Origin of the sequence: Thalassospira sp. CH_XMU1458 (assembly GCF_037027205.1) — a bacterium.
Lineage (GTDB): Bacteria > Pseudomonadota > Alphaproteobacteria > Rhodospirillales > Thalassospiraceae > Thalassospira > Thalassospira tepidiphila.
The window spans coordinates 1,278,287-1,290,794 of sequence record NZ_JAYMDW010000001.1; the positions used below are offsets into that span (position 1 = coordinate 1,278,287).

General features: G+C 51.6%; 10 protein-coding genes. 2 read left to right on the plus strand and 8 right to left on the minus strand.

Annotated features, from left to right (window positions below; genetic code table 11):
* Window positions 1–80: 80 nt before the first annotated feature.
* The 7 genes from fhuF to WBY09_RS05785 all read right to left on the minus strand — a co-directional run bounded on the left by fhuF (window position 81) and on the right by WBY09_RS05785 (window position 9,039).
* Window positions 81–866, minus strand: coding sequence for a siderophore-iron reductase FhuF (gene fhuF, locus WBY09_RS05755; RefSeq protein ID WP_197145707.1), 786 nt, complete (start codon window positions 864–866; stop codon window positions 81–83).
* The gene (gene fhuB, locus WBY09_RS05760; protein ID WP_336232223.1) at window positions 863–2,872 is read right to left on the minus strand and encodes a Fe(3+)-hydroxamate ABC transporter permease FhuB; all 2,010 of its coding nucleotides are present in this window, start codon (window positions 2,870–2,872) and stop codon (window positions 863–865) included. The genes fhuF and fhuB overlap by 4 nt, the downstream gene beginning before the upstream one ends.
* Window positions 2,869–3,810 carry an ABC transporter substrate-binding protein gene (locus tag WBY09_RS05765; RefSeq protein ID WP_197145703.1) on the minus strand — a complete coding sequence of 314 codons (942 nt, stop codon included), beginning with the start codon at window positions 3,808–3,810 and terminating at the stop codon, window positions 2,869–2,871. The genes fhuB and WBY09_RS05765 overlap by 4 nt, the downstream gene beginning before the upstream one ends.
* 14 nt (window positions 3,811–3,824) lie before the next feature.
* On the minus strand, window positions 3,825–4,556 hold the full coding sequence (locus WBY09_RS05770; protein WP_245227669.1) for an ABC transporter ATP-binding protein: 732 nt from the start codon (window positions 4,554–4,556) through the stop codon (window positions 3,825–3,827).
* A gap of 162 nt (window positions 4,557–4,718) precedes the next feature.
* Window positions 4,719–7,178, minus strand: coding sequence for a TonB-dependent siderophore receptor (locus tag WBY09_RS05775; RefSeq protein WP_197145701.1), 2,460 nt, complete (start codon window positions 7,176–7,178; stop codon window positions 4,719–4,721).
* 178 nt (window positions 7,179–7,356) lie between these two features.
* Window positions 7,357–8,388, minus strand: coding sequence for a FecR family protein (locus tag WBY09_RS05780; RefSeq protein ID WP_197145699.1), 1,032 nt, complete (start codon window positions 8,386–8,388; stop codon window positions 7,357–7,359).
* Between the two features lie 78 nt (window positions 8,389–8,466).
* Entirely contained in the window at window positions 8,467–9,039 is a 573-nt protein-coding gene (locus tag WBY09_RS05785; protein WP_197145697.1) for an RNA polymerase sigma factor, read from the minus strand.
* 150 nt (window positions 9,040–9,189) lie between these two features.
* Between WBY09_RS05785 and WBY09_RS05790 the strand changes: the two genes are divergently transcribed.
* The gene (locus tag WBY09_RS05790; RefSeq protein ID WP_286791953.1) at window positions 9,190–9,957 is read left to right on the plus strand and encodes a 4'-phosphopantetheinyl transferase family protein; all 768 of its coding nucleotides are present in this window, start codon (window positions 9,190–9,192) and stop codon (window positions 9,955–9,957) included.
* 188 nt (window positions 9,958–10,145) lie between these two features.
* Here WBY09_RS05790 and WBY09_RS05795 read toward each other — a convergent pair whose 3' ends face one another.
* Window positions 10,146–11,198 (minus strand): LacI family DNA-binding transcriptional regulator, encoded by a 1,053-nt coding sequence (locus tag WBY09_RS05795; RefSeq protein WP_197145694.1) that lies wholly within the window; start codon window positions 11,196–11,198, stop codon window positions 10,146–10,148.
* A gap of 302 nt (window positions 11,199–11,500) precedes the next feature.
* Here WBY09_RS05795 and WBY09_RS05800 point away from each other — a divergent pair, with 302 nt between their 5' ends.
* Complete coding sequence (locus WBY09_RS05800; RefSeq protein ID WP_336232227.1) at window positions 11,501–12,481, plus strand: NAD-dependent epimerase/dehydratase family protein; 981 nt, start codon at window positions 11,501–11,503, stop codon at window positions 12,479–12,481.
* Window positions 12,482–12,508: the final 27 nt, after the last annotated feature.

Here is a 12,508-nt window from a genome sequence, read left to right on the forward strand (position 1 = left end):
CGGGATTTTCAATGAGCTTCAGTAAGGAATTCTGCAGAGCGGATTTCATGCCGCAGGAAAGCAGACTACCTGCGTGAAATCTAAAGTTTCGCCAGCGGACAGGTTGGGCAAATGTCGACGGACGTCAGTAAATAGCGAAGGCAACAGACACGTCTTGAGGGGTTGCCATCGTCGGATTGTTTGGTGCTGTACGGGTTTACCATCGGGTTTCGATTGCCGTCGGGACGCTTGACGTCGTTGATCAGTGGTGCAAGCGATACCCTGGTGTTTTTCAGGACGTGTTTCTCAACGTAAGCAACGACAACGCCAATATTGGACCAAAACACCTTTGGCGAAACTTTTGACGATGCAGCCAGTGAAGCAACCATAGGTTCGAGATGTCCGTCAATCAGGCATTCCAGATGAGCCCAAGGATCAGGCGGGATCGATTTTTCTTTCAACTCATGCACCTGCCGGTCATGAATATCGAACCCGGCCGGACATTGATTATCGTCCGTTGTCAGACTGATAAAGTTGGGCTGAAACGTAAGGACTGCTTCGCCTGCTGCGGCCAAAACCAGCACAGGGGATAACAGAATTCCGAAATACCATTGTGACCACATCGAGATGGCGGCACGCCGATCATCTTGCGGATATTTTGCCTGGCAATAGTGATCAAGAAGAGGTGCCAAACAATCAGGATCGTGGAGCGCAAAGCAATCTATTCCGCCACTGTGCGTCGTCAGGATCTGATGCCGGTCACCAAGCCCTTGATAGGGTCCTTGAAAGAGATCGGTTTTGATCTCAGACAGTGATCGGGTGGTAGGGGAATTGCCGATGGCGGGAGAAGCGTTCTTTTCAGAGCCGTTTTGAAGGGCATTCATCATGAGGCACCCCGCCCGACGCGCATAAGCAGCCAGACCATGATAGGCCCGGCAATGATAGCGGCCATCAGTCCGGCCGGAATTTCCCAAGGAAAGAATAACATTCTCCCAAGCCAGTCAGCGGCAACCATTAAAGCAGCTCCGATCAGCGCGGCCCCGACCGTATGCGGTAATGCATGTCGCAATCCGGCCAGTTTTGCCAGATGCGGTGAAATCAGACCGGCGAAGCTTAGTGGGCCAACCAACAAAGTAGCTGCCGCTGTCAGGATAGAAGCAAACATCAGCATAACCCCGCGCGAGATCGACAGATCGACACCGAGCGACTTGGTTGTCACAGGCCCCAGCGGAAACAGATTAAGCCATCGGGCAAATGCTGGAAGAATGGGTAAGGCGCTCACAGCAATGATTGCCAGAACACTCGCGCGGTCGAAGCCAAGGCCGTATGTTGATCCCGAACTCCAGGCCAACAAGCGTGTTGCGCGGGGATCACCACCGGCCATCAGAAATGCGATGAAGCCATCAAACAAAGCACCAATCGCAATACCGGCAATCAAAATACGTTCCGGTGCGTATCCAGATTTTCGGGTAAGCGCAAAGATCGCCCCCAGGGTAATGAATGCACCAATTGCTGCGCCAGAAATCTGCAACCATGCCGTTGGTGCATCGATCAGGAAGACAATCGCAATCATACCGATTGCAGCACCTGCACTGACACCCAGACTTTCGGGACTTGCCATCGGGTTTGCCGTCATGCGTTGCAATATGGTGCCTGCAATTGCCAGCATGGTTCCAGCAGCCATTGCACCGAGAATACGCGGACCGCGCCACGGCCAGACGGTATTCAGTGCATTACCCAATTGAAGTTGCCACTCACCGTGAATATCTCGACCGACCAAAATCGCCCCTATAATCACCAGAAGCACACCAGCCAGAACGCGCAAGTGATTTCTAATGTTGCGCTGATCAGGTTCTGGGGCGGGCGACGTGTTTTGCGATGGTTGAGAATCGCTGCGCAGTTGCCGGATCATAATGATTAAAAGCGGTCCACCGAGAATCCCGGTCAGCGCGCCAGCAGGCACTAATATCCCAATATATCCCGATAAAACCTGAACACCTTGATCCGCAGCACACAATAGTACGGCGCCGAAAACAGCAGACATCAGAAGTTTTGATCGCAACCGTCTGAAGCCCAGCATTCGCGTAATGGCTGGTCCAGCCAGTCCGACAAACCCGATAATACCTACCGCTGCAACAATGGTTGCCGTAAGCCAACAGCCGATCAAAAGGCAAAGTAGTCGCATTCGTGCTGGCGATGCGCCAAGGACGGTCGCCTGATGATCGCTGAGATTAAGCATTTCAAGCGGTCGAGCCAAGGCGACAGCCAGTGCCGCACCCATGCATACTTTCGCTGCCAATGGTTCAAGGATATACCAACCGTCTTGGGTAAGGTCGCCGCTTCCCCAGATAAACAGGCTTTTTAGCCATTCATGGTGAATTATTGCCAAGGCAGTTGTTACTGCCCCACAATAGAGCGCGATTATCATACCTGTCAGGATGACGATCAGTGGCGAGAAGCCACTGCGGCGCGCCAAGGCAAATACCAGAAAACCGACAACAAGTGCACCCAACAGTGCAATCGTTTCCTGACCGATGGCAAGCGCACCCGGCACATAGAGCGTCACCAGTGTCAGCGCCAGTTTAGCGCCGCCTGCAAGGCCAAGTGTGGACGGCGATGCCAACGGGTTTTTTAACGTGTGTTGAAACAAAGCACCGGCAACGGCAAGACCCGCACCAGCGACAAGTGCAATCAAAAACCTTGGTATCCAGCCTTGGGTGAGCAACAACGACCGCGTGTCCGATCCAGCCGCAAGGTCGAATATTGCCGCCGGGGACAGGCTACCGGCCTCAATGTCCAGAGACAGCAGGCTTAGCAAAACGGCAAGGATGCAAAGCGAAACGGGAACCGCATGGAATTGGATCGCATGTCTGCGCATGGCTTGACTTGTCATGACGCGAATTCCCCATGAGCAGCACCTTGCGATGTCAGGGCATTGGCAAGCAGATCAGAAAAGCGACCGGCGGCAAAAAGCCCGCCAAATGTTGCTACTGGTGGCATCGTGATCAGCCCAAAGCGTTTGATGGACGGTAGTTCCGAAAGGATCGGGCTATGTACAATTGCGCGGTCGACATTGTCTGGAACGGGTTTGATCGCGATGAGGGCTGCGTTTGAGTATTGCGCGATCTGATCGATCGTCACGGTCGCAAACCCCCAATGATTGGTGGGGCCTGTCCAGGCGTTTTTGACGGGAAGGCGATCAATCACATCCTGCATCAGACTGTTTTGCCCATAGACCCGCATGTGGCGCGGCGAGAGCATGCTGGTGACAAGTACCGAACTGGCCTGCGATGAAGTAAGTTCGCGAGAGGCTTGATCTATGCGGCTTAGGGTGTCCGAGATCAGTATCTCGGCAGTGCCCCGATGCCCGGTAACTTCGGCAATCTTTTGTGCCGCGGCCATCGCATTCAGGAAGGGCGTCTTGCTACTGCTATAAATGTCGATTTTTTCAATCGGGGCCAGGTCGGAAAGGCGGGAATACTGGTTTGCATAGAAACTGCTGGTCAGTATCAGATCGGGATCAAGTTGCGCCAATCTTTCCAGACTTGGTTGAAAACGTGCGCCAAGATTGATGACCTGTTCAGGAACTTTTGGTTCCTGAACCCAGACGCGGTATCCTGGCACATCCGCCATGGCAAGCGGAACGATCCCCATCGCAAGTGCTGTTTCAGCAAGTGCGCCATCTGCGATGACTACACGCTTGGGAACATCAGCCTTAGCGGAGCGTGTAAAGCTTTCTGGCAGCACAGGTGTGAGCGTTGCAATGGCAGATAGACCAGCAAGACCCTTAAGAAAATGTCGTCTGGAACATGTCTGATGTTGTTGATGCATTGAATCGCCCCCAATCACACATTGGCAAGGGCAAAAGGATGCCCATTGGTGGGGTGAGGCTGCACCAGCATATCCATGCCAAAAATATCGCGAAGCATGTCTGACTGCATGATGGTCGCCGGTGGCGCATCCGCGATCAGTTTGCCGCCCTTAAGCGCGACAATATGATCGGCAAAGCGCGCGGCCAGATTGATGTCATGCAAGACGGCAACAATGCATAGACCGTCCTGTTTGCAGAGCTGTTCGAGTAAAAGCAGGATTTCGTATTGATGTGATAGATCCAGCGCAGAAATCGGCTCATCAAGCAATAGGCAGGAGGCTTGTTGCGCAAGTGTAACTGCGATCCAGGCTCTTTGGCGTTCACCACCTGAAAGCGTACTGACTGCGCGTTTGCGAAGGGCTTCGAGGCCCGTCAAAAGGATCGCACGTTCAATCGATTGTTTGTCGCGCTCGCGCAGGCGACCAAATGGCCCGTGCCATGGATAACGACCAAGCGCAATCAGTTCTTCGACGGTATAGTCCGCCCCGTGCCCCGGGTCCTGTGCAAGATAGGCAACGCTTTTGGCAAACTCACGTGCGCTAAACCGCCCCACGTCATTCCCGTCAAGTGTGACAGCTCCACTGGTTGGCTTGTTCAGTCCGGCCAGCATTTTAAGCGCAGTGGATTTCCCAGACCCATTATGGCCGACAATTGCTGTCAGGCAGCCAGCGCGGAAAGTAACGGATATGTTGTCAAGGAGTGTCACGCCTCTAGCCGTTTCAAAGCGGGCTTTTTGCATTCCAAGGACAGCAGGACGATCAGATAAATCCATGGCCATAATTCGCTCTCGATAAACGCAGAAAATCCGCGGTGAACGCGGATTGCGAGAATGGGTCCGGGGCGCAACCGTGCGCCCCGGATTAATCGATTACCAGTCGTATTTCAGAGTTGCAGCTATGGTCTGTCCTTCGATCTGGTAGCAGTAACCGTTGTTACAGATAGCGGCATCGTTATCGGCAAGGTTAGTGCCATTAATCGCAAGGGTCAGACCATCCAGCTTGTTATTAAGTGCTGCGAAGTCATAGCGGATCGCAGCATCAAGCACCGTATAGGGCTTGTTCTTGCTCGTATTGGTGTAATTGGCATAGCTTGAGTCGGTGTAGCGAACACCAACGCCAAATCCCCATCCATCAAGAGGGCCTTGATTGAAGTTGTAGTTTGCCCAAGAGGATGCAGCCTTTTCCGGTGTCACAAGTGGGGTATTACCGCGATAGGAACCTTTGACGATTTTGGCATTGTTGTAGGCAAGGTTGCCAACCAGGCTAAGATTTTCAGTTACATTGGCACTGCCTTCAATCTCAAGTCCGCGCGATTCAACTTTGCCAATTGAGTCATAATACGAACCGATAGAGCCACTGTAGCCAGCATAGCGTGCGACGTTGTCCTCGGTCAGGCGATAGGCGGAAACCGTGAAGAAGCCATCAAACCCGACCGGTTCGAACTTGATGCCGGCTTCATACTGCTCACCCTCGGTCGGGTTGAGCATTTTGCCTTCAGAGTCCTGACTAGTGCTAGGCAAGAAGGATGTGCCCCAACTGACATAAGGCGAGATGCCATTGTCAAAGGCATAAAGGGCGCTAACGTTAAAGGTCGTTGCGGTATTGTAGTCGGTTGAACCCGTATTGGTTAGTCGGCTGATACGTTTGCGTTCTGCATAATCAAAGCGCACACCGCCATTAAGATGCCAGTTGCCAAGTTCAATCTGGTCCTGAACATAGATACCGGACTGATTGTAGGTTACGTCATCAAATGTTGTGTAAGCTGGTGTCGTGCCCGAAATCGACCGATTTGGGTCATTGAGATAGAAGATGTAATCACTGAGTACACCGCTTGAGCCAAAACGGTAATCCGACTTTGAATACATCAGATCAAGACCGGTCATTACTTCGTGTTTGGCGTCAGCGGTCTCGAAAGTCGTGATGACTTGGTTGTCGACCTGCGCGCTCCAGAGGGTTTCCTCAACAGCTTGTGCTGCGCGGTGATATTCCGTGTTTGAGTTCTTCCAGCCGCCGCCGGTCACGCCGCCAGTCAGGTACCGCGCTTCAAGATCGAAGTATCCAAACCGCGCCTTCTGGGCCAAGGTAACAGGCAGGTTGCTTAGATCATGGGTCAGATCATAGCCGACCTGAAACTGATCCTGTTTCTGATAGTCGTAATCCGCGTCGCTGGTGCGGTAATCAAGGATTTCGCCATTCAGGTTCAGAAGGGTTGCCGAGGCATCCGTTTCGTCATGCTGGAACAAGGTATAGATAGTCAGATCTGTATCTGCATTGGGTTGCCAACGAATTGTTGGCGCGAACATTTGCCGATCATCCTGAATTTCGTTGCTGGTTTCGCCAAAGCGGGTCATGCCAACAATGCGTGATGCCCAGGTCCCGTTTTCTGTCAGGCCGAGATTGTAATCAAACCCGCCTTCGTATGAGTCCGTGTTGGTGAAACGGCCATAGACATTGTTCTTTGCACCAAGATGAGGGCGTTTGGTAACGCTGTTGAGTAAGCCGCCTGGTGTTGATTGCCCGTAAAGTGCCGCTGTGGGGCCCTTTACGATTTCAAGCTGTTCAAGGCTGTAGGGTTCGGTGCGAAACGTTGCATAGACGCCTGTCATCTGGCGTAAGCCATCTCGGTAGTCGCCGTAGATATGTACCGGATAGCCCCGCACATAAACCTGATCAAAGCGCGGATCATATCCGTAATTGTTGGTTGCTACCCCTGCGGTATAAGCAACTGCATCTTCGATGCTCGCAACGGCGCGGTCCTCGATTTCCTGGCCGGATACGACGGAAATGCTTTTGGCCGTTTCAATCAGAGCTTTGCTGGTTTTTGTACCAGCACTGCTTCGCGTAGCGACATAGCCATGTGCGAGATCCTCTGAGTCCTGGGCGTTTGCCTCGACATAGAGCGGGTCAATGACGGTTGCTCCACTGCTGTCTGATATTTCTAGTTTGGTGAGGGAAACCGTGTTCTTGCCTGTAAAGCGATAGCTGACGCCACTGCCGGAAAGCAGGATACTCAATGCCTCAGCAGGGGAATGCGTGCCGATAAGGGCAGTGCTCTGCAATCCGGCAACCCGATCGACATCATAAAAGAGTTGCAGATTGGTTTGATTGGCAAAGGTCAAAAGCGCCTGGTTAAGGTCCTGTGCCGGGATGGAAAAATCGATTGCGGATGCTGCGTCACTTTGTGTTTCTGTATTTTGCTGTGCGGCTGCAGGCGTGGATACTCCAGCAACAACAATACCCGCAGCCAATGCGACCAAGCTGACACTATGTGCCAGACGATGGCCAAACACGTTTACCAATCCAGCTTTGCCGGTTTTTATTACCTGCATTACGCAGACCCCCATTCTCGAAAGTTTTTTCCAAAACGCAAATGATTGTCATTTGCTTGTGTTGGGTGAGACGGGATTTGCGGTCAGACTCAGTAAGATTAATTTCAGTTTTTTTGATTTTTGTGTCGGTAAGGACCGGAAACCGGAGAAATCCGGGCTTTTCAGATCGCTGCTATGCTCAGTAAATAACGGTCATTAGGGGGGTAATCGAGATATTTTGGACACCAAGTTCCCGTGAAATCAGTTCAAGTCCAGCCTGAGGATCGGTCATATCAAAGACACCACTGACAAGCTTGCGTGCCGCAGTCTCGTTCGCAATCATGATTTTGCCGCGCTGATACCGTGAGAACTCCGAGACAACTTCGCGCAGAGTAACGCGATCAAATATCAGCTTGCCTTTTTGCCAACTAAGCGCCCTTTCAGGATTGATTGTCGAAATTGGGCTGATTGAATGGCGGTTATAACGAGCGGCCTGATTTTCCGCCAAAATCGCTATTTGTTTTGATGTTGCCGAGTTCGGTTTGACTTCAACCTGATGTTCCAGCACGGCCACATTGGTGTGGCCATCAAAACTGTTAACGATAAACCGCGTGCCCAAAGCCTGCACCTGGCCATGCGGCGAGGTGACGGTGAAAACACGCTTGTCCGCATGTTCCATCGGGGCCGCTTGAAAGTCTGCAAGTCCGCTAATCAATGCGATATTTCGGGTTTGATCGGTAAACTGAACCGCTATTGCACTATCGGGTCCCAGGGTGACGATGCTACCATCCTCAAGTGTAATGGCCCGAACTTCCCCAACAGCAGTGTGGTAATCAGCACTTAGGAAAACGATCGGATCACCAACCATAACGCGGGTTGAAGCAATCGCCAGCAGAAAGCTTGCGGCAAGTGCGACATAGCCCCAGCGACGTTTCTTTGCCAGCGAGGCTTTGGATGGCGGTTTTGCCAGATGCTTAAGCTCAACAACCTCTGATGAAGGACTCTCGGTTGTGCGATCTGTCGATTTGATCGCATCATCCATTACAGCAAGCGCGTTATTGGCCTCTATGAAAGCTTGCTGGTTTTCCGGCGCTGCATCCAACCAAACATTGAGCTCTTCATGCTCAAATGCGCTGAGGTCACCATTGACCATTTTCGCAACCCAATTGGCCGCGGTCAGATCAATGTTTTTCTGTGTTTTTCGCATTTGGCTCACGTTACCAACCTGCACTTGCCGACAATTCGGACAAAGCGTCCTTATCTGTTGGACGATAAAACTGCAAGAAATGCGTAAAAACTTTGTGCAGTTTCATGACCGGCTTTCCCGCATGCGCTTCATCACATGGGCAATTGCGCGCGCGACATGTTTCTGAACAGAACTGTCAGAAATACCTAGTTGTTCGGCCGCTTCGCGATAGGTCAGCCCTTCAATGCGTACAAGAGTAAAAATTTCGCGCGTTTTGTCAGGTAGCTCATCAAGCGCGCGACGTACATATTCAAGTTCCGATTGCCCCCCAACGATCTGTTCTGGTGAGGGTGAATTATTGGGAATGACATCAAGGGGAATGTCTTTGGCGCCTGCGATTGGGTTTCGCTTTTGCGCCCGGACATGATCAATCGCAAGATTATGGGCAACGCGGTACAGGTAGGAACGGGCATAGGTGACTTTGTTTGCCTTATCGGGGCTGGCATGTTCCGACATACGCAAAAATGTCTCCTGTGTCAGATCCATTGCTGTATCCGCATCACGCAAAAGACGCGTCAGATAAATCTGCAATTCCCTTTGGTGAGACTGGAAGAGTTTTTTGAGGTCAGTTATTGCCAAGTCACATACCTGACTAAGGTGATGGGTTTTTAAGGGGTTATCAAAAATAATACTCATTCGCAATTAATTAGTTGTGCTGGGTATATGAAGTTTGCATCCTGCACCTGTGTACAGAGAATGTGTGTGGTTCCCTGAATGAAGCTTGGGAAAGCAACCGTTTGCGTCGGGCCATACAGAAGCAGTCTGAAAAGTATGAGGTTAAACACCATGTTTCCGGAAAGTTGCGTCGTGCGAAAACTGGTATTAACCCGGGATGGATCTTTCGGAAGCTTTGCAGCCACGGACATTTTGAAAGCAACCATTGCGATAATATACAGGCAACGCCTTGGTCAGGAGGAAACCGAAAGTCTGGCGAACAGATATCTGCACACACAGGAACAGAAAGTACGGCTGGGCTTCGAGTTTCCTCAACGACGCGACAGTTTCACGATAGGACGGTTGGCTGCGAAGCTTGCTTTGGAATGTCATCTGGATGATGTGTTACCAAATGATGTCGCCATAGGCAGTGGTGTCTTTCACCAGCCTATTATTATGGGCGCATCTGTCAGATGTTGTGAACTTGGTGTTTCGATTTCTCATTCGGACCAGATTTGTGTTGCCGTTATTCACCATAAAGGCCACCCGATCGGCGTTGATGTTGAAAACCTGGCTGAGGCCGATGTTGTGTCCGTGTTGAGTGATGTTAACGCGCGCTTAAGGCAGCAGTTCTTCAAACTGTCTCTGAATGAGTATGAGGCTGCATCCATACTTTGGGTCGGACGGGAAAGCTTGGGAAAGGTACTAACAACGGGTATGACTGTGCCGCTAAAACTGTATGAGCCGACGTCAGTATCGGAAGTGGAGGCAGGGTTCAAATTGAGCTACAAGACCTTCACGCAATACCAGACCCAAGTTATGGCAATTGACAAAGCATGGTTGGCGATGACGTTTCCGGCACAGACAAAAATTGATTTCGGTTGGCTGCGGGGCACTTAGTCATTGGCGTAAGCCTAATATCTCTTCCCGAAGCGCGAAACGGCTCCAGGCTGGAGGAAAGGTGCCAGACTTTATGGTACGTGACAGCAGTGTTTACAGAATGTCATCACTGCTCCATCGTTCTTCATCTTCCCCTCCAAAATCAGTCAGAAGTACTTACTCGCCTGAATTGTCATAATTCGGGGTATTCAAGCATTTTCTTCGGATTTCTCGACAGAATCGCGTTCTACCATAACGCATTCGACCTTGATCTGGTTTGGCGTTGCCAAAAGGCCGCCAACGCTGTCGATTAGCAGTTCGGCACTGATTTCGCCCATTTCGTAGTGAGGTAGAATAAGCGTCGTGAGGGCAGGGTGTGTGTGTTGGGCGATTTCGCGGTCGTCAAAGCCGATCACAGCCACATCGTCCGGTATACTTCTCCCCAGTTCGCGCAGCGCGTCAAAACAGCCAAGCGCCATCAGGTCATTGGCACAGAAAATCGCGTCTGGTGGATTATCGAGTGCCATGAGCTCATGGGTCATCGAATAACCGGTTGAGGGCTCCCAGTTGCCTGGACGCACAAGCGCTGGATCAAACGGTATATCGTTGCTCGAAAGTGCCTGGCGATATCCCTTGAGGCGGTCGCGCGAGGCGTCGACACCTTTTTGCCCGTTAATGATCGCAATGCGCTTGCGACCGGCTTGTATCAGGCGTTCAGTTGCCGCCCGTCCCCCCAAAAGGTCGCCTGGCAAAACAGACGGGAGGGTGCGGGTGCTGTCGTAGCAATTGACAAGCACTGTGGGCTTTTTTGACAGGATCGGTGGCAATTCCACCAGTCGGGTAAGAATTGTACCGTAAATGATCCCGATGACGTTCGAGTCTGCCAGCTGATTGACGATGCTGGCTTCGATGTTCGCATTGCCGTGGCTGACTGCGAGGCAAACATTGATCCCGTATTCGAGGGCCTTGTTGTGCGCCCCTTCAAAGGCCAGTGCCATCCATGGATCGGTGCTGATTTCATCTGCGATGAAGATAATGACGGATCGTGACTTGTTGCTTGGCGCAACCTGGTTTTCACGTCGAACAAGCTGATAGCCAAGTTTGTTCGCAGAATCGATCACGCGCTGACGCGTTGATTCAGTCAGTTTGGCCGGGCTCCCGTTCAGGACCAGTGACACTGTTGCCTGCGATACGCCCGCCATCGAGGCAACATCCATCATCGTCGGGCGATTTTTGCCACCGTAATGTTTCTTTTGCGACATTGAACTCGTTTTGCCTCTGGTCTTTTAGCCAACCGATACTTTGCAGTGATTGCGTCAGATGGTGCAAAAACGACCGATAGACAGCGTTTTCGCCCTTAGAATTGAACAGGTTGGCGCACGTCTGAACCACCAAGCCGATATTGGTAATACCTTATTCAAGACGATCAAGACAAGCCGTCTGCCGCGCCTGCGGCACAATTAGTAATCATTCTTGCGGTTGAATTTATATCGGCATTCTATCCTGAGGTCACTTGACTCCATATTATTAATTAATATTATTAATTCAATAGGGAGGATAATTAATGAAAATTTTGATTACTGGTGCAACTGGCAAGGTCGGCAAGACATTTTTGGCGGCATTTCTTGATAACCCTAGGTATGCATCGGCCAAGGTCGTGGCGCTATGCCACAACCGCAAGATCGAAGCTGGTGACCGGGTGGAGGTCATTACGGGGTCTCTGTCGGATCCGGATGCGGTTGCGCACGCGATGGAGGGTGTTACCCACGTTCTTCATATGGCGGCGGTAAAGGAAAGCCCCGATCTGGTCATTGACGTTGCAATCAAGGGGATGTTCCTGCTTCTGGAAGCCGCGCGCCAGTCATCGACGCTTAAGCAGTTCATTCTGATAGGTGGCGATTGCTCTGTTGGGCACATTTTCAAGGATTATCCGGCACCAATCACAGAAACCTCCCCGCGGCAGGCTTATAGCGGCTGCTATGCGCTGACCAAGGTGCTCGAAGAGGTGATGATTGAACAATATCAGATCCAGTATGGCCTGAATGGCACCGTTTTGCGTGCGCCCTGGATCATGGAAAAAGACGATTTCAAATATGCGCTTTCATTTGGTCCGGACCAGTTTGGTGGCCCGGTCTGGGGTGACTTGATAAGCGCGGAAAAGGCTGCGCGCCTTGCCGAGGGCAGTTTTGTGCCATTGATGCGTGATAAAAAGGGCGCGGCTCTTAAGCGTAACTTTGTGCATGTCGATGATCTGGTCGCTGCGTTGATGGCAGCCCTCGATCACCCTGCCGCGATGCAGGAGCTTTTCAATATTTCTATGGATGAGCCGGTCGATTATGCGCAGGTCGCAGATTATCTGGTGCGAACGCGCGATATGGAACCCGTGGAAATCCCCACACCGTTTCATAGCAACTGGCTTGATAACACCAAGGCGCGGCACGCCTTAGGTTGGCGGCCGCAAGTAGATTTCGAGGAGATGATCGAGCGGGCCTGGGCATATGAAAGAAGCCCGAGCGATCCTCGGAAAATCTGGTATCCGGGGTAATCAATTCCGGGCCAGACCAACTAGGGA

Bases quoted from the DNA above. Each gene is read 5' to 3' on its own strand.
- WBY09_RS05795 (WP_197145694.1), bottom strand. From the start codon at position 11,198: ATGTCGCAAAAGAAACATTACGGTGGCAAAAATCGCCCGACGATGATG.
- WBY09_RS05790 (WP_286791953.1), top strand. From the start codon at position 9,190: ATGTTTCCGGAAAGTTGCGTCGTGCGAAAACTGGTATTAACCCGGGAT.
- fhuB (WP_336232223.1), bottom strand. From the start codon at position 2,872: ATGACAAGTCAAGCCATGCGCAGACATGCGATCCAATTCCATGCGGTT.
- WBY09_RS05765 (WP_197145703.1), bottom strand. From the start codon at position 3,810: ATGCATCAACAACATCAGACATGTTCCAGACGACATTTTCTTAAGGGT.
- fhuF (WP_197145707.1), bottom strand. From the start codon at position 866: ATGATGAATGCCCTTCAAAACGGCTCTGAAAAGAACGCTTCTCCCGCC.
- WBY09_RS05775 (WP_197145701.1), bottom strand. From the start codon at position 7,178: ATGCAGGTAATAAAAACCGGCAAAGCTGGATTGGTAAACGTGTTTGGC.
- WBY09_RS05785 (WP_197145697.1), bottom strand. From the start codon at position 9,039: ATGAGTATTATTTTTGATAACCCCTTAAAAACCCATCACCTTAGTCAG.
- WBY09_RS05800 (WP_336232227.1), top strand. From the start codon at position 11,501: ATGAAAATTTTGATTACTGGTGCAACTGGCAAGGTCGGCAAGACATTT.